This window comes from Pseudoalteromonas sp. NZS127_1 (assembly GCF_015864295.1).
Lineage (GTDB): Bacteria > Pseudomonadota > Gammaproteobacteria > Enterobacterales > Alteromonadaceae > Pseudoalteromonas > Pseudoalteromonas arctica.
On sequence record NZ_JADYXO010000002.1, the window covers coordinates 167,386 to 186,300 of the forward strand.

An 18,915-nucleotide genomic window follows, 5' to 3' on the forward strand; every position below is an offset into this window, starting at 1 on the left:
CATTTGCTTAATAATGTAAGCCCCCTTAATAAATAATTAAGAGGGCTCTATTAATATTAAATATCCGTTTGATTATTACTACTTTCAATTAAGTGTTTAATCATCTCTTCCGATTGATTTTGCACATCAACCGCAGGTGCTGCTGCATCAATGCTTCCCCCACTTTGAGCTGGAGTATAAGCAATTGCAGAGCCTTCGTCCTCAACCAGTGTATTTAGCGCTATAAGCTGCTCTGCATCTTCGCTAATAATAACGTCATCAATATTAAGCGGTTCCGCCGAACTCATTTGGACCGTTTGCTCAGGTGTTGACAGACCACTCAAGTTACCTAAGTCAATTGTTTCAGTGCTTAATACGTTGCTGCTTGAAACTTCATTAGGAATTGTATCGCCTAGAGCCGACTCTTCGCTAAATGATGCAGGGATTGTATCGCCAGAGGCTGAGCCTGATTCAGAGGTGTAAATATTGCCGGACTCGATAAACACATCATTTCCATTTTTAACTTGATAATTACCAGCTTCGTCCACAGTATAGAAATGCGTGTTTTCAAGACCTGTACCCAGTAAACCTAAAAGATTCAGATCTAAATTAGTAGAGTCCCAATTACCTTGAGCATCTACAACTGCATATGGCGCTGAAGTTAATGCTAAATCAATGCCTAAAACTAATGAGTCGAAAATATAGACCTTACTTCCCTCACCGCCATCAGATGTACCTTCGTAACCAACCAATATCCCTATACCCAATAAATTAAGTAAGTACTCAGGTTCTACTGTAAAGTTGATCGGTGTATTATCAATAACCAATCCAGATAAACTACCGCTTGATGTTGCGTTTCCAGAACTATCGGTCGCTACAGCTGTTACTGTATAAGCCCCATCAGCTAAGGTAGTATTAGCTGTTACGCTCCACTCACCAGATGCATCAGCAAATACTGTTTCAGTTGCCTCTGTAGCGCCACTAAAGATAACCGTTACTGACTCACCTGGAGCGGCTGTACCTGTTATAACTGGGTTTTGATCTGTAGTTAGTACCAATCCTGAATCAATTGTAATACCTGAGTCAATTGCGCTACTTGATGATTGCGTACCAGTATTACTTGCACCATCAACAATGCTTACATCAACGCTGTAGTTGCCCTCAGGAAGTACTTCTGCTGATGTCACACTCCACGTCCCATCAGCTCCAACTGTTGTTTGAACATTGTGAGTGGCACCAGCTGAATCAGTAAACATAACTATAACCGCTGCACCTGCAAAGCTTCCAGTAACTGACCCCGTAACAGTAGGCGTTGTATCTTGCCCTACCAATATTGGATCTATGACTACAGTTGGCGCTGTGTAGTCTGTGCTTGACACCATAGTATCGCTAGCAGAATTACCCGCTGTATCGCTTATTGATGCTGTTGCACTAAAGCTACCTTCACTAAGCGCGGTGGTAGCTGTTACTGACCATGTGCCACTTCCTGAAACTTGAGCGGTAATAGTTTGTGAATCATTATTAGCATCGGTAATAACAACACTCACATTTGTACCTGCTGGTGCATCACTTGTACCTGTAATTGTTGGTAACGGGTTATTAGTAACAGGTAACTGGTTAACTTCAACTGTTGGTGGTGTTAAATCAATAATGCCACCTAGGCTTGTAGAACTTGTAAGCCCTAAGTTTTCAACTGTAGCACTTACAGTAAAGGCACCTTCAGCTAATGGTGTTGTAGGTATTAGAGTCCATACACCTGCAATAGCTTGGGTGTTATATGTCGTTGCTGTACCGCTACTATCGGTAATAACTACCTGTACGTCACCTGCTAATATATCTGTGGTACCTGTAATTGTTGGCGTTGTATCGCTTGTATCTACAATTTGATTAATTAACAAACCTGGTAAGGTTGTACTAATAGTGCCCGTTTGCGTAACTGTTGCTATATTCCCAGCATCATCTGTACTTATTGCCTCAATTGTTAAGTCACCTTCAGCAAGTAAAGGAGTAACAATAAGCCATGTTCCGTCTCCTAATACCGAAGTGGTAACTACATATAATGTATCTGTAGAGTCAGTAATATTTACGGTAATTAAACTTCCTACCTCTTCATCGCTTGTCCCTTCAATAGTAGGTGTTAGCGTATTAAGTACACCAAACGAATCAATTCCTAGCGCTGGCGCTATAGTATCTATGGTTACTTGCTCAATGGCCGACTGCCCTGTATTACCTGCGGCGTCAGTTATACTTGCAGAAACAGTATATACACCATCTGATAAGCTAGTAGTTACTAAAGACCACTTGCCATTGGCATCAATTAAAGTATTAAATACCGTTTTTTCACCATTACTACCAATAACAGTTACATCAATATTTGTGCCTTCAGCTTCTGGTGATGTACCTGAAAGCTCTAATATATCTGTATTGCTAATGCTCAGTGGTAAAATTCCAACCACTGGTACTAGCGTATCAACGACGAATTCAAGCGTATCGGTAACTACATTACCTGCATCATCAGTAATACTCACATTCGCAACATGCTGCCCTTCAGTTAGTGCATCTACCTCGAGTGAAAATAACCCAGCTGCATTAACCGTGGTGGTTAAAACTGAACCGCCATCTAGTTGTATTTCAACAACACCATTAATTAAATCACTGGTACCTTGGATTATTGGCGTGGAGTCTGATGTTGTGCCAATAACCTGTAAGCCAAGTGTTGGCGATATTGTATCCACCACTGCGGTAAGTAGTTGCGTGGTAGTAATACCGACCTCACTTAACACGTCAACTGTTACGCTAAATGCCCCCTCAGCTAATGATTGAGGAACCTGCACAGCCCACGTATTATCGGCTTGCACTATAGCCGTAAGCTCTTGTACTACATTTTCGCTATCTACCACTTTAACTAGCACTTCAGTGCCTGATGCTTGGTCGGTCGTACCACTAATTATTGGTAAATCGCCCTCACCAGTAGCAAAGTCAACTACCGCATTTAGTACTGGGGTTGAAGCATCTACATCAGCAGTCGTAATAGTGATGGTGTTACCCGCATCATCGGTTGCAGAGGCTTCAATAACTGATAAGCCAATAACATTAACGGCTAGGCCTAATAGCTCCCAATCACCATTTGCATCTGTGGTTACATCGTATGTTAAATCGAGTAAATCACCTGCAAGCTCTAGAGTAACCGTAACGGTTTTACCTTCGCCCAAATCAGATGTACCAGATAAAGAAACCAACTGACCTAATAGGAACGAAGGCACAATTGTTAGCTCTGGTCCCACGGTATCAACCTCACCACCGGTTTTATTGTCGACCGAAGTATTGCCCGCAGCATCGCTAATAGTTGCACTAACACTGTAAACACCGTCAGCTAAAATATTATTAGCAGCCGCTTGCCAGTCTCCATTGCCATCGGTTTGAACGGTCATTTGATGAGAAACTCCAGCAGAATCAGTAAAGGTAACTATAACGTTTGTATTTGCTTCGTTAGATGTGCCTGTAATTAATGGAGTGCTATCTTGAGTCAGTATTAATGAACTTTGATTAATACTAATCTCAGGAGCAATTGTATCAATGGTTGCTGTATTTGTTGCGTCCCCGGTATTACCAGCGCTATCAGTAACAGAGACTTCAACTGAATAATCTCCTTGTGATAGAGAGCTAGTTGCCTCTACAGACCATACACCACCAGTTTGAACTGTTGTATTTACAGTATGCTTATTCCCTAGTGCATCGGTAAATACCACAGCAACTGCATCACCTACCATGGCACCTGTCACATTCCCTGAAATACTTGGAGTTAGATCGGTACTTCCAGCAATATCGTTAATGGTCACAACTGGCGCTGTTATGTCAACTTCCCCTGTAATACTTGTGTTTACAGGATTACCGGCAGTATCTGTTGTTGAAGCTAAAACCGTGTAAGTGCCCTCGCTCAACTCTGTACTTGCAGCGACTGACCATGTGCCATTTGCACCAACCGTAGCATTAACCGTTTGCTCTGCACCTAAGCTATCAGTAATTAAAATAATAACTAATGCGCCTTGCGGTGCGGTTGTTGTGCCTGAAATTGTAGGCGTTGTATCATTTAAAGTTACAAGCGGCGTAATACTAAGCGTTGGCGCGGTTAAATCGATAACACCGCTACCTGTTGTATTACTCGTTAAGCTTCCTTCAGTTACACTTGCCGAAACAGTAAATTCACCTTCAGGAAGAATAGTTGTCGCATCAACACTCCAAATCCCGCCTACTACCGTCGTAGTTACAGTATGTGAAACGTTATTAACGTCAGTTATAACGACTGTGATCACCGAGTTATCTATTGCACTACTTGTGCCTGATATTGCTGGTGTTTGATCGTTCGTATCAACAATTGTATTAATATTAATTGTAGGCGCATTGGTATTTAAAGTTGCGGTACTATTTGCAACTGATTCATTCCCTGCGGCATCAGTAACACTTGCAGAAACTGTAACTTCACCATCAGTCAGTACATCTGTAATATCTACAGTCCAAGCACCTCCTGCACCAACAACAGTTGTGTAAGTCTCGGTACTATCTCCATCGGTCACAGTTACTGTAATACTCGTGTTTTCAGGTTCATTGGATGTGCCTGAAATAGTTGGCGTGCTGTTATTAATTGTACCTAATGCATTTATAGTAATACTTGGTGCTTGAGTATCAACAAAACTCGAACCTGTATCAGAGCCTGTATTACCAGCATCATCGGTAATACTTACCTCTACATCATAATTGCCATCTGGCAAGCTTGGCGCTGTAACTTGCCAATCGCCGCTAGCATCAACTATTGCGGTTAAAGTATGTATATCACCGTTGCTATCTGTAATGACTATATCGACCACCGTATTCTGTGGTTCAGTTGAAGTACCACTTACAATTGGTGTATTAGTGTTAAATACAGTTATATCATTAAGTACAATAACAGGTACTTGGGTATCAATTGTTAAATCAATAGTCGTGCTGCTGATATTATTAGCGTCATCGGTAATACTTACTTGCGCCGTATAATCACCATCAACAAGTGCTACGGGGACATCTACTTGCCAATTGCCATCAGTACCCACAGTTGCTGTTAGTGTTTGACCACCAATAATAATGCTTACATCTGCACCTATCTCATTACTTGTGCCTGAAATTGTAGGTGTTGTATCTATTGTCGCGTTAACTTCGTTCACAATTAATGTAGGATCAACACTGTCTATTTCACCTTGAGCCTGCTGCGTTGTTAAGTTACCAACACTGTCTCTAACCTCTGCAACAACGGTATATTGACCTTGCGCTAGCTCTGCAGGTACAGCAACAGACCAGTCGCCACCGGCTTGAACTGTCGCAGTAAACGCTTGGCTTTCTCCTTCACTATCAGTCACGGTTATATTAATTACAGTGCCTTGCCCCATATCGGTGGTGCCGCTAATTACTGGCGTACTGTCATTAGATAAAGCATCGACACTAACGGTTAATTCTGGTGCTACGTTATCAAAATCAAGTGTATTGATTGTTCTGACATTACCAGCTGCATCCGTTGCACTGGCAGTCACATAGGCAAGGTTTAGTAAAGGTACTGTTATGTTTGCAAGCCCCCACGTACCATCAGGATTTGTCGTTGCTGTATAAGTTGCACCAACTAATCCCCCAACTAGGTACTCTGTAATAGTGATTACAGAACCCCCTGGTAGATCAGAATCCCCCGAAAGAGAAACTAAATTACCTAATAAAAACGATGGAATAATTTCAAGATCCGGAGCGGTTATATCGACTTCGCCAGTGTCTGTACCCGTGCCTGTATTGCCTGCGGCATCGGTGATACTGGCGCTGACGCTGTAATTACCTTCCGCTAAATCGCCGCTTGGCGTTACACTCCAGTTACCACTTGCATCGGTTTGTACATCAATAGTTTGCACTGCATTCGCTGCATCGGTAAACGTAACCGTGATGGTGCTGTTAGGCGCATCACTGGTGCCAGTAACCGTCGGTGTGCTGTCGTTTGTTAATAATGGCGCATCTACACTCACACTTGGTGCTGTGGTATCAATGGTGCCGTTGCCGGTAATATTGGTGCTGTTACCTGCCACATCGCTGATGTTGGCGGTGATCGTGTACGCCCCTTCAGCCAGTGCAGTCGGTACTTCAACTGAGAAGTTGCCATCAGCATCCACAGTGGTGGTGAACGTTTGTGTATTGCCTAAATCGTCCACCACGGTGAAGTTAATAACGGTGCCTTCAACGGCATCGCTTGTGCCGCTAAGTGTCGGGGTGATGTCGCTACTTGAGCCTGGACTGGTAAGTACAAGTGTCGGTGCAATGGTGTCTATTTCACCAGCGCCAGTAGCGGTGGTGTCATTGCCTGCTGCATCGCTCACGCTTGCGCTGATGGTGTATCCACCTTCTGCAATGGCTGCCGGTACAGGAATTGACCACGTACCATTAGCAAGTACGGTGGCGCTCATTGTTTGTGGTGTGCCACTGCTATCTGTCACTATAACCGTTACCGTACTGCCTTGCGGTGCATCACTACTGCCTGCAATCGTTGGCGTGGTGTCGTTGCCTACACCGTTGTTGGTAATAACAAGGCTCGGACCTGTTAGATCTATCTGACCTGTCTCTGTGGCGCTGCCAATATTACCCAGTCCATCATCTACCTGTGCGGTAACAATGTATTCGCCTTCGGCTAAATCAGTTGGTGCATCGACACTCCATACACCACCCGTTACGGTCGTATCAACAGTCGTAATATTCCCTGCACTGTCTTCAAACGTTAAGCTAATGGTTGTGCCATCAGCTGCATCACTTGTCCCGCGAATTTCTGGCGTGGTGTCATTGGTGTCAACCAGTGCATTAATACTGATGCTTGGCGCAGTGGTATTGAGTGTCGCGGTTTCACTTAACGTGGTGGTGTTGCCTGCGCTATCACTAACGCTAGCTTCAATGGTGAGCTCACCATCGCTCAGTGCATTCGGTACATCTGCTGACCAACTGCCATCGGCTTGTACTGTCGCGGTGAACGTTTCGGTTGTGGTGCCGTCGCTTACGCTGATGTTTATCACTGTGCCCGCTTGCGCATTGCTGCTTCCGCTGATTGCTGGGGTGCTGTCGTTCGTAGCGCCCACGGTATCCAGTGTTAATGTCGGTGCTAAGGTATCAAGAGTGCCTGATTGAACTGCGCCACCTGTGTTGCCTGCATCATCGGTGATACTGGCTTGTACGGTGTAGCTGCCATCTGGTAATTCAGGGCTGGTTGCTTGCCAATTACCGCTGGCATCAACTGTGGCAGTGATTGGGTGCTCATCACCGTTACTGTCGGTAATAATAATGTTGATAACCGTGCCTTCAGGCTCTGTTGAGGTACCACTAACAACTGGGGTGCTGTCGTTACCTAGACCCAATGCGTCAACAGTGACGATTGGTGTAACCGTATCAACATTGCCACTGCTATTCGCTGTGCTCTCATTGCCTGCGGCATCGGTAATGCTCGCAACAACTGTGAAGTCACCTTGGGCAAGCGCGTTTGATACTTCAATAACCCAGTGGCCATCGCTGTCAACTATTGTATCAATGGTTTGCACAGCACCTGCGCTATCCGTGATAGTGAGTGTGACAGTGCCACCAATTTCATTACTGGTGCCCTGCAGCTCAGGTGTTAAATCGCTAACATCGCCTACGTTTTGAATGGTGAGCGTTGGCGCTTGCGTGTCGATGGTGGTGGTGTCACTCCCGGTGGTTTCGTTGCCGACACTGTCGCGCACACTTACTTCAATGGTCGTTTCACCTTCGCTTAGCGGTGTGGTTGGTGTGGCGCTCCAATCACCATTTGCTTCCACAAGGGCGGTGATAGTTTGTGGGTTGCCTGCGCTATCAGTAACCACTATAGTCACTTGTGCCCCCTCGCCCGCATCACTTGTGCCGCTTATGATTGGCGTGTTGCTGTCGCTTTGTGCTGCAACATCAACAGTGAGTGTCGGCGGTGTATTATCAAAGTCATCTGAGCTAATTGTACGGGTATTACCTGCGGCATCGGTCGCTGTTGCGATCACTGAGCCTAAGTTCAGTAATGAGATATCAATACCAGTCAGTGACCAGTTACCATTGGCGTCAGTGGTTGTGGTGTAACTTACGCCCACACCGCCGCCAACAAGTTGCTCAGTAATGGTAATTTCACTGCCAGCCGGTAAATCAGAGGTGCCGTTTAATAACACCAATGAGCCTAATAAGAAGGTAGGTGTAAATGCTAAGTCTGGCGGTGTTATATCGACTTCGCCACTGTCTGTACCTGTGCCTGTGTTGCCTGCAGCATCGGTGATGCTGGCGCTGACGCTGTAATTACCTTCCGCTAAATCGCCGCTTGGCGTTGCACTCCAGTTACCACTTGCATCGGTTTGTACATCAATGCTTTGAGTGGCATTCGCTGCATCTGTAAACGTAACTGTGATAGTGCTATTAGGTGCATCACTGGTACCAGTCACTGTGGGTGTGGTGTCATTGGTGAGTACTGGCGCATCCACGGTAATGCTTGGCGCGGTCGTGTCTATTGTGCCGTTACCTGTAATACCGGTGCTGTTACCTGCTGCATCGCTGATGCTGGCGGTGATCGTGTACGGCCCTTCTGCCAAGGCAGTCGGTACTTCTATAAAGAAGTTGCCATCGGCATCCACAGTGGTCGTAAAGGTTTGTGTATTGCCTTGATCGTCCACCACGGTGAAGTTAATAACGGTGCCTTCAACGGCATCGCTTGTGCCGCTAAGTGTCGGGGTGATGTCGCTACTTGAGCCTGGACTGGTAAGTACAAGTGTCGGTGCAATGGTATCTATTTCACCAGTGCCTGTGGCAGTGGCTTCGTTGCCTGCGGCATCGCTCACACTGGCGCTCACTGTAAAGGTGCCTTCAGCCAGTACTTGCGTGGCTGCTACGCTCCATGTGCCATTAACCCCTAATGTGGTCGTTACGGTATGAGTAATATTATTACTGTCGGTGATTTCAACGCTCACGGTGCTGCCTTGTGGCGCATTCGCTGTGCCAGTGATCGTAGGTGTTGTGTCATCAGTCACGGTTACATCATTTACGGCAATATTAGGAATGGTCGTATCCACTACACCATTTTCTGTTGCTGTACTTGTATTGCCGCTTCCATCTGTAACACTCGCTTCAACTTCATAACTGCCTTCAGCTAAGTCAACAGGGGCTTCAACACTCCAGATACCGTCTGTAACGGTTGTTTGTACCGTGTTTGTTATGTCATTACTGTCCGTGATACTGACGGTGATAATAGTGCCATTTGCTGCACTGCTGGTACCGCTCACATTCGGCGTTGTATCATTTGTATCCATTAATGCATCAATATTAATACTTGGTGCATTGGTACCCAATGTTGCGCCTTCACTTAATGTGGTGGTGTTGCCTGCACTGTCACTGACGCTTGCTTCTATGGTGAGTGGACCATCAGTCAGTGCGTTCGGTACATCCGCTGACCAACTGCCATCGGTTTGTACTGTCGCGATGAACGTTTCTGTATTATCTGCATCCGTGACGTTAATCGTTATAACCGTGCCTACTGGCGCGTTCGATGTCCCGCTAATTGTTGGTGTGCTGTTATTCGTGGCACCTACTGTGTCTAACGTCAGTGTCGGCGCTAAAGTATCTAAGCTGCCTGTTTGTGTGGCGCCGCCGGTGTTGCCTGCATCATCGGTGATACTGGCTTGTACGTTGTAGCTTCCATCTGGTAATTCAGGGCTGGTTGCTTGCCAATTACCGTTTGCATCCACAGTAGCGGTGATTGGGTGCTCATCACCGTTACTGTCGGTAATAACAATGTTTATAACCGTGCCTGCAGGCTCTGTTGAGGTACCACTAATCACTGGAGTGCTGTCGTTACCCAAACCCAGTGCATCAACGGTGACAACCGGTGTGATGGTGTCTACGTTACCACTGCTGCTCGCGGTGGTGTCGTTGCCTGCAGCATCAGTAATGCTGGCAACAACGCTAAACTCACCTTGTGCAAGGGCTGTCGATACTTCGATTGCCCAGTGACCATCGCTGCCTACAACGGTGCTAAGGGTTTGATTGATGCCTTCACTGTCGGTGATAGTTAATGTAACGGTGCCACCAATTTCATTACTGGTGCCCTGAAGCTCTGGTGTTAAATCGCTGACATCGCCCACGTTTTGAATGGTGAGTAGTGGCGCTTGCGTGTCGATAGTCGTGGTATCACTCACGGTGGTTTCATTGCCGACACTGTCGCGTACACTTACTTCAATGGTGCTTTGACCTTCACTTAATGGTGTCGCTGGTGTGGCACTCCAATCACCGTTTGCATCCACAAGCGCGGTGATGGTTTGCGGGTTGCCTGCGCTGTCGGTCACTACAATAGTGACTTGCGCGCCTTCACCCGCATCGCTTGTGCCGCTAATAACCGGTGTATTGCTGTCGCTTTGTGCTGCAACATCAACAGTGAGTGTCGGCGGTGTATTATCAAAGTCATCTGAACTAATTGTACGGGTATTACCTGCGGCATCGGTCGCTGTTGCGATCACTGAGCCAACATCAAGTAAAGATACATCCAACCCGACTAATGACCAGTTGCCATCCGCATCCGTTGTAGTGGTATATGTTGCACCAATTCCCCCGTTAACAAGTTGCTCGGTAATAGTAATTTCACTACCTGCTGGCAAGTCAGACGTACCACTTAATGTGACTAATAAGCCAAGCTCAAACGTTGGCGTAAAGGCAAGTGCTGGCGGGGTTACGTCTACTTCGCCACTGTCCGTGCCGGTGCCTGTGTTGCCTGCAGCATCAGTGATGCTGGCGCTGACGCTGTAGTCACCTTCAGCTAATGTACCTGTTGGTGTCGCACTCCAGTTACCATTAGCATCGGTTTGTACATCAATGCTTTGAGTGGTATTCGCTGCATCTGTAAACGTAACTGTGATAGTGCTATTAGGTGCATCACTGGTGCCCGTAACCGTGGGTGTGGTGTCGTTGGTGAGTACTGGCGCATCCACACTCACACTTGGTGCTGTGGTATCAATGGTGCCATTGCCTGTAATATCGGTGCTGTTACCTGCCACATCGCTGATATTGGCGGTGATCGTGTACGGCCCTTCTGCCAGTGCAGTCGGTACTTCCACTGAGAAGTTGCCATCAGCATCCACAGTGGTGGTGAACGTTTGTGAGCTACCAAAATCATCCACTACGGTGAAGTTAATAACCGTGCCTTCAACCGCATCGCTTGTGCCGCTAAATGTCGGGGTGATGTCATTACTTGAACCAGGGCTGGTAAGTACAAGGGTCGGTGCAATTGTATCCACCTCTCCTGCGCCTGTGCCGTTGGCTTCGTTGCCAGCGGCATCGCTCACGCTTGCGCTTACGGTGAAGTTACCTTCTGCAAGGGCTGTCGTAACAGGGACTGACCACGCGCCACTTCCGCCAACTGTCGCGGTAATGGTTTGCTGTGCACCGGCACTGTCGGTGACAACAATGGTTACTTCACTGCCTTGCGGTGCATCGCTGGTACCCGAGATAGTCGGTGTCGTGTCATTGCTAACACCATTGTCTACAATAACAAGGCTTGGTGCGGTTAAGTCAATCTCGCCTGCTTCTGTGGCGCTGCCGATATTACCTAGGCCATCGTCTACCTCTGCGGTGACAGTATATTCGCCTTCGGCTAGCACGCTTGGTGCATCGACGCTCCATACACCACCCGTTACGGTCGTATCAACAGTCGTAATATTCCCTGCACTGTCTTCAAACGTTAAGCTAATGGTGGTGTCATCGGCCGCATCGCTTGTACCATTAATGGTTGGGGTGGTGTCGTTGGTATCAACCAATGCATTAATACTGATGCTTGGGGCCGTGGTGTTGAGTGTTGCGGTTTCACTTAACGTGGTGGTGTTGCCTGCACTGTCACTGACGCTTGCTTCAATAGTTAATGGACCATCAGTTAACGCGTTCGGTACATCTGCTGACCAGCTGCCATCGGCTTGCACTGTTGCGGTAAACGTTTCTGTTGTGGTGCCGTCGCTTACACTGATGTTTATCACTGTGCCCACTGGCGCATTGCTGCTTCCGCTGATTGTTGGGGTGCTGTCGTTAGTGGCGCCCACGGTATCCAGTGTTAATGTCGGTGCTAAGGTATCAAGAGTGCCTGATTGAATTGCGCCACCTGTGTTGCCTGCATCATCGGTGATACTGGCTTGCACGCTGTAGCTGCCATCCGGTAATTCAGGGCTGGTTGCTTGCCAATCGCCATTTGCATCCACAGTAGCGGTAATTGGGTGTTCATCACCGTTGCTGTCGGTAATAACAATGTTTACAACAGTGCCTGCAGGCTCTGTTGAGGTACCACTAATCACTGGAGTGCTGTCGTTACCTAAGCCCAGTGCATCAACGGTGACAACCGGTGTAATGGTATCCACATTGCCACTGCTGTTTGCTGTGCTCTCGTTGCCTGCAGCATCAGTAATGCTGGCAACAACGCTAAACTCACCTTGTGCAAGGGCTGTCGATACTTCGATTGCCCAATGTCCATCGCTGCCTATAACGGTCTCAATGGTTTGCACAGCGCCTTGGCTGTCGGTGATGGTGAGTGTAACGGTGCCACCAATTTCATTACTGGTGCCTTGCAGCTCTGGTGTTAAATCGCTGATATCACCTACATTTTGAATGGTGAGTATTGGCGCTTGTGTGTCTAACGTAATTGTATCTGTAACTGTTGTCGTATTTCCTGCTTCATCAGACACACTCACTTCTATGGTGTTATCACCTTCATTTAAATCTGCTTGTGGAATTACTTCCCAGTTACCATTTGTATCAACTGTAGTGGTAAGTGTTTGTTCAACTCCATTTTCATCTGTAATAACAACCGTGATACTGGTACCAACGTCTGCATCACTAGTGCCTGAAATAGTAGGCGTTGAGTCGTTGGTTACAGCTTCAAAGTCAACGGTTAAGCTAGGTCCTGATGTGTCTATATTACCGGTAGCCGTAGTTGAAGCGCTATTTCCTGCAGCATCAGATACTTCAGCTTCTACAGAATAATCGCCCGAGGCCAACTCTTGAGAAAGTTCAACACTCCAATTACCATCGGCATCTGTTGTTGTGCTAAATGTGCGAACAACTCCTTGAGAATCAGTAACCGTTAAATTTATAACTGTGCCTGAAGCTACGTCAGTTGTGTTACCAGAAATAACCGGTGTTGTATCATTACTTGTCTCTAGTTCATTTACTTGTATTGTTGGAGGCGTAATATCAATTACAGCATCAAGCTCTGCATTAGCCGTTCCACCACCTATGTCTGTTACTGTTGCACTAATTAAAATGGTGCCCTCAGCTAAATTTGCAGGCGGAGTAACACTCCAAAGACCGTTTTCATCAACAACTGTGGTTAAAGTAATTATTGCACCCGCTGAGTCAGTGATCTGAACTTCAACTTGAGAGCCAGCTTGTGCATTAAAAGTATCACCATTTATTTGAGGTGTTTGATCGTTAGTTTCGCCAATAATATCAATGGTAATGGTCAATGCGCTTGTATCAATTGTGCCTGAAGCACTTGCTGTACCTTCATTACCAGCGCTATCACTAATACTTGCATCTACAGAGTAACTTCCTTCAGCTAAAGCCGCGGACACTTCTACAGTCCAACTTCCATCTGCAATTACTTCTGCTGTAATTATTTGTACTATACCGTTAGCATCGGTCACTGTTAAAGTTACGGTTGAACCAGCTGGCTCACCGCTAGCTGTGCCTGAAATAGTTGGTGTTGTATCACTCGTATCGCCTAGCGCATTAATAGTAACTATTGGCGCTGTGGTATCAACTTCTCCCGTTGTTGTGGCTGTGGTTTCATTACCCGCGGTATCAGTAACCGATACTTCAACAGTAAATTCGCCTTCACTTAATTCGTTCGGCACATCTACACTGAAGGTGCCATCGGCTTGTACTTCAGTAGTAATTATTTGTGGATTACCTGCTTCATCAGTCACGGTAATAGTAACAACCGTGCCTTCTGGCTCACCCGTTGCAGTGCCTGAAATAGTTGGGGTGGTGTCGTTACTATCAGCCAGTGCATCTATCGTGATCACCGGTGCTGAAGTATCAACTTCTCCAGTCGTAGTTGCTGTGGTTTCATTACCTGCGGTATCGGTAACCGATACTTCAACAGTAAATTCGCCTTCACTTAATTCATTTGGTACATCCACACTAAAGGTGCCATCGGCTTGTACTTCAGTGGTGATTATTTGTGGATTACCTGCTTCATCAGTTACCGTAATTGTAACTAATGTGCCTTCTGGCTCACCCGTTGCGGTGCCTGAAATTGTTGGGGTGTTATTATTAGTATCACCTACAGGGTCAATAATAACTGTTGGCGCGGCAGTATCAACTTCGCCTGTTGTTGTTGCGGTAGTTTCATTACCTGCGGTATCGGTAACTGATACCTCAACAGTAAATTCACCTTCGCTTAATTCACCTGGTACATCAACAGTGAAAGTGCCGTCAGCGAGTACTTCTGTGGTGATGGTTTGTGGGTTACCTGCTTCATCAGTCACGGTAATAGTAACAACGGTGCCCTCTGGCTCGCCCGTTGCGGTGCCTGAAATAGTTGGGGTGGTGTCGTTACTATCAGCCAGTGCATCTATCGTAATCACCGGTGCTGAGGTATCAATAGTACCCGTTGTTACTTCTGTACTTTCGTTACCCGCAGTATCAGTGATTGATACGTCTACACTGTATTCGCCTTCGCTTAATTCATCTGGTACATCAACAGTGAAAGTGCCGTCAGCGAGTACTTCTGTGGTGATGGTTTGTGGGTTACCTGCTTCATCAGTCACGGTAATAGTAACAACGGTGCCCTCTGGCTCGCCCGTTGCGGTGCCTGAAATAGTTGGGGTGGTGTCGTTACTATCAGCCAGTGCATCTATCGTAATCACCGGTGCTGAGGTATCAATAGTACCCGTTGTTACTTCTGTACTTTCGTTACCCGCAGTATCAGTGATTGATACGTCTACACTGTATTCGCCTTCGCTTAATTCATCTGATACATCAACAGTGAAAGTGCCGTCAGCGAGTACTTCTGTGGTGATGGTTTGTGGGTTACCTGCTTCATCAGTCACGGTAATAGTAACAACGGTGCCCTCTGGCTCGCCTGTTACAGTGCCAGAAATTGTCGGTGTTGTATCGTTACTATCAGCGAGTGCATCAATCGTAATAGTTGGTGCGGTATTATCGATAGTTCCTTGTGCTGAAGTTTCACTTTGGTTACCTGCTTCATCGCTAACGATGGCATTAACGCTAAAGTCACCTTCAACTAACTCATTAATAGCATCAGCTGTCCAGCTACCATCAGCTAGCGTTTGTGTTGTAATTGTTTGTGTATTACCACCAGCATCCGTCAATATTAACGTAACCGTTGTTCCAGCTGGCACATTTTGTACTGAACCTGAAATTGTTGGAGTAGTATCGGCGCTATCTGGGATTACATTAATTGCTATAATTGGAGCTGATAAATCAATTGTTCCAGTACCGGTATCGCTTGCTTCATTACCTGCAGCGTCTGTTACTGTTGCCGTAATTGTAAAGTCGCCTTCAGCAACAGCTTGAGTTGCACCAACTTGCCAAGTTCCATCTTCTGACACAACCGCCGTCAATGTTTGAGACTCACCATTTGCATCAGTAACTAAAACACTAACAAGGCTACCCGGTGCTACATCACTCGTTGTTCCACTAAATATAGGTGTTGTGTCGTTTGAATCAGCAAAGTCATTTATTGCAACTAAAGGAGGGGTGGTATCAACTGAGCCTAATTGTGAATCTTGAGCTGCGTTACCCGCATTATCAGATACATTAGCAGTTACGGTAAAATCCCCCTCGCTTAAAGCAGTTGGAACCTCAATACTCCAAGTACCATCCGCACTTATAGTAGTAACTAACTGTTGCTCAGCCCCTAGACTATCGGTAACAATTAAAGTTACTTCACTGCCCGATGCTAATCCTTGGGTAGAGCCGGTAAGAACAGGTGTTGTATCGTTTGTATCAGCAATATTGTTGATAGTAACACTCGGTGCGGTTAAATCGACCGTACCTGTAACAGTTGCCGTACTGCTATTGCCTGCAGTGTCGCTAACACTTGCTGTTACTGTGAAATCACCTTCACTGAGATCTGCAATAATATCCGCTGTATATGTACCATCTGTATTTGTAGTTGTTGTAAGTGTTTGTTCATTACCTTCACTGTCAGTTATTACTAATGTAACTTCGGTCCCTGCAGGTACATCAATTACATTACCGCTTACAGATGGGGTTACATCATTCGTATCCTCAATAGGATTAATCGTGATTGCAGGATCGGTTAAATCAATCTCTCCAGTTTCACTTGCAGAAGCTGTATTACCTGCAGCATCAGTCACTGTTGCAATTACACTAAACTGACCTTCAACCAATTCATTACTTGCCTCAACAGACCAACTTCCGTCAGCACCTGTAACTACTTGCACGGTTTCTGCTACGCCATCGCTTCCTGTAAATGTAACGGTTACTAACGCACCAGGTTCTACGTCTTGGGTAGAGCCGCTAATTGTTGGTGTTGTATCGTTAGTATCAATAATAAAATTAATGCTTACAGTTAAATCAACATTACCTACTGCACTTGCTTGCGCTTCATTGCCCGAGTCATCTATAACAGCAGCAACTACGGTAAAGTCGCCCTCAGGTAGAGGGGTTGTTACTTGTGCAGTCCACGAACCATCTGCTTGCGTCACTGCAAGTAATGTAAACGTACTCCCATCGCTTGCCGTAATAGTTAAAGTAATGGTAGTACCTGCAGGCACATTACCGGTGTTACCACTTAAAAATGGAGTGGTATCGTTAGTATTAGCAATTGCATCGATTTGAATTGAAATAGGAGCAAACGTTATTTCGCCGTTTGTTTGCGCAGTAGCCTCATTACCCGCAGCATCGGTTACTGACGCAGTTGCTGTAAACTCACCACCTGGCAAGATTTCATTAGCATCAACACTCCATGTGCCATCTTCATTTAATAAAGTAGTTAAAGTTTGTACGCTACCGTTTATATCGGTTACTAATACTGTAATTACAGAGCCCGCTGGAGCGTCTTCTACCCTACCTACAAATGTTGGTGTAGTATCGTTAGTATCAGCAATTGCAGTAACGGTAATATCTGGATTTGTTAAATCAACAACACCTTGGTTATTTGCTTGGGCTTGATTACCTGCAGCATCGCTTACACTTGCATCAACCTCAAACTGCCCTTCAGCCAATGGCGTAGTTACGTCAATAGACCAATCACCATCAGCGTTAGTTTGGGTTAATAATGTTTGAGTTTGACCATTAAAATCGGTAATAACCACACTAATAATAGAGCCAGCAGGTACATCTTGCGCGTTACCTGTAATAGTTGGCGTGGTGTCTTGAGTGTCGTTAATATTATTAATTTGTACCGTAGGCGCCGTTAAATCAACTACTCCTGAATCACTTGCTAATGCTAAGTTTCCTACACTGTCGCTTACTTGTGCATCAACCGTAAAATCACCTTCAGGCAAAGGAGTCCCTACTTCTACACTCCAGCTTCCATCGGCTTGAGTAACCGCAGTTAATGTTTGTATTTGTCCTGCACTATCTGTAACAGTAATTGTTACTTGCGTGCCTTCAGGAACACCATTTGTTGTTCCAACAAGTGGTGGTGTTGCGTTATTTGTTTCATCAGTTACATTTACTGTGATTACCGGAGCAGTTAAATCTACATTAGCTAAAGCTTGATCTACAGCTTGATTTCCAGCGGCATCAATCGCCACTGCGCTTACGTTAAACTCTCCTTCAGATAAAGGTGAGGTAGTAGTAATAACCCAATTTCCTAGCGCATCAACCTGAGTAACAATTGTTTGTACCGTACCTGCACTATCCGTTAACGTGACCGACACATTATCACCAGTGTTCAACCCAGATACAGTCCCTGTTACTGTCACTGTTTGCGAAGCAGAATCGGCAACAGGATCAATAGCAATAAGCGGAGGTGTTGTATCAATTTCTATAGAAATAGTGTCGTTTATAGGGTTGCCAACAGGATCTGTTGCTTCAACAACAACGGTCACAGGGCCATCAGCAACCGGAGTTGGTAGAGTTATTTCAAAGGTACCATCAGGGCCAATCACAACACTAACTACTTGAGAATTTCCATCAACATCAGTTACCGTCACATTAACCGTTTCGCCAATTAAGTTTTCACTCGTACCGGTAATTGTTGGTTGTGATGAATTAGTAACGCCCAGCTCATTAAGTGAAATAGAAGCCGAAGTTGCGTCAGGCACAATACCATCAGAGGTATCTCTTAAATTAAAAGCTTCAGTAGCGTTTTGATCAAAAGAAGAATCAAAAGTAACACTACTAGGATCAACACTTTCAGAAATTCGGGTTAACTGTACAAACGAACTACCTCCATCTGCACCAGCTGCATTACCGCCACCAGCGGCTGTTGCCTCTAAATTATCTAAAATGTCCCCATCACCCTCTAATGCATCTAAAAAATCTGTTACATCTGAATTAGCCGCCGTTGATGAGTCTTGTTCTGTACCTAAGTCTAAGCTTGCGATTGCTTCATCTAAACTTTCATCAAAAACAGTTGTTTCGCTAGAGTCTCTTGCTTCTTTCGCTAATAGGTCTGGTGTTATTTTTACCTTTTGATTTGCGGGTATAGATAAGGTTTCACCTTGCACATCTATTTGTAACGACGACTTAATAGCAGTAACAACTAAATCACCTACGGTAATAATGTCACCCACGTTTAACGCTCTTATTGATCCATCACCCAACACAACACCCGCCGAACCCTGAATATCAATAACTACAAGTTGATTTGCTTCCATTTAGGTACCCTCAAACTTTTTAAAATAACAATCTAATAAATTAAAGATA

1 protein-coding gene is annotated in these 18,915 nt (G+C 45.5%); it reads right to left on the minus strand.

All coding sequences use genetic code 11. The features are described from left to right. Positions 1-56: 56 nt before the first annotated feature. Positions 57-18,866 carry an Ig-like domain-containing protein gene (locus I6F50_RS03880; protein ID WP_197175341.1) on the minus strand — a complete coding sequence of 6,270 codons (18,810 nt, stop codon included), beginning with the start codon at positions 18,864-18,866 and terminating at the stop codon, positions 57-59. Positions 18,867-18,915: the final 49 nt, after the last annotated feature.

Coding starts and splice junctions, on each gene's coding strand:
- I6F50_RS03880 (WP_197175341.1), bottom strand. CDS start 18,866: ATGGAAGCAAATCAACTTGTAGTTATTGATATTCAGGGTTCGGCGGGT.